The following is a 1461-nucleotide window of genomic DNA, read 5'->3' on the forward strand; positions in this document are numbered from 1 at the left end:
ACAGAACCCAACGCTAGCATATTGGTGTTGTCATTAAATCAGTTGCAAATTGTCAGACCGCTATAGCTTTATTTCAACCAGATAGCGTATCCTTCCCCAAGCACATAATGATTATATACAGACACCACCAACGAGACAAACCCTAAAGGGTGCTTACGGGACGTTCAGGGACGATTATTTAATAACCCCCTATATTGGGAGGGTTTCTTGTGGGTGTTTTTCTGATTATATACCTTTTATTTTAATAAAATTGCTCAGCGTTATCCTGTGAACGTGCAGCCTTTTTGCTATTACATATTGTCTTAAGCCTCTTCTGAGCATATTTCTTATAGTTTCCTCTTTGCCTGATAGTTTAACTTTTGTGCTTTTCCTACCTTTGGGACGTCCAAGCACTTTTCCCTCTACCTTGAGTCGTGCCAATGCCTCCTTTGTTCTTTGAGATATTAGATTTCTTTCAATCTCAGCCGCCAAGCCAAAAGCAAACGCCAGCACCTTTGATTGTATGTCCTGCCCCAACCTGTAGTTGTCTTTTATAGTCCACACAACCGCACCACTGCTCAGGCAATGGTGCAATATGCTCATTACCTGTAAAAGGTTTCTGCCTAGCCTTGAAAGTTCAGAGGCTATTATAATATCGCCTGTTTTAATGGCTGATATGAGCATACCAAGTTTTCGTTTGTCTAATGCTTTACTTGCACTAATAGTTTCCTCTATCCATACGCCGATGACGATGCCGTTTGCCTTAGCAAATCGTTCTATCTCAAACCGCTGATTTTCAGTGCTTTGCTTATCAGTGCTGACGCGTATATATCCGTAAATCATAACTAGCCTCCTAAACGTTTATTAACATTAGTTATAACAAATATGAGCGTTTATATTAGACAATATGGCGAAGTTATGAGTTTTGGAAAAGACGCTTGGGTTATACTAAACCCGATAGAAAAAAGTATAAAAGATAAGATAGAACGGCTAGGAACGCCACTCAAAGATTGGGATATTAACATATATAGAGGTATTCTAACTGGCTGCAATGAGGCTTTCATTATAGACGGAGCGAAAAAGGATGAACTCATAGCAAAAGACCCTAATAGTGTTGAAATTATACGACCGATTTTGCGCGGCAGAGACATCAAACGCTACGGCTACGATTTCGCTGACCTGTGGCTGCTCGCAACACATAACGGCTTTCAGGATACCCCTAAAGTTGACATCAAAAAATACCCTGCTGTAAAGGCACATTTAGACAAATATTGGGATAAAATAGCCAAGAGGGACGACCAAGGGGACACGCCATACAATTTGAGAAGTTGTGCTTATATGGACGAATTCTCTAAACAAAAAATCGCGTGGGCTAGCGTTGGCGAAACATACTATGCCAAGATTGATAAAAATATGTTTCTTTTAGACACCAATTATTTCTTTGCGGTTGATAAACCAGAAATTCTTTTGGCATTTCTAAAC

1 protein-coding gene and 1 pseudogene are annotated in these 1461 nt (G+C 39.9%); one reads left to right on the forward strand and one right to left on the reverse strand.

Going from position 1 to position 1461, the window contains the following annotated elements; translation table 11 throughout:
• Positions 1-225: 225 nt before the first annotated feature.
• A complete protein-coding gene (locus AC1MDJ_RS07830; protein WP_479690363.1) occupies positions 226-822 on the reverse strand; it encodes a master DNA invertase Mpi family serine-type recombinase in 597 nt (198 codons plus the stop codon).
• Between the two features lie 42 nt (positions 823-864).
• On the opposite strand from AC1MDJ_RS07830, the pseudogene AC1MDJ_RS07835 reads away from it, so the two are divergent.
• Positions 865-1461 (forward strand): annotated as a pseudogene (locus AC1MDJ_RS07835) (Eco57I restriction-modification methylase domain-containing protein); the annotation flags it as partial.

This window comes from Candidatus Termitispirillum reticulitermitis, assembly GCF_054655775.1.

Bases quoted from the DNA above. Each gene is read 5' to 3' on its own strand.
- AC1MDJ_RS07830 (WP_479690363.1), bottom strand. From the start codon at position 822: ATGATTTACGGATATATACGCGTCAGCACTGATAAGCAAAGCACTGAA.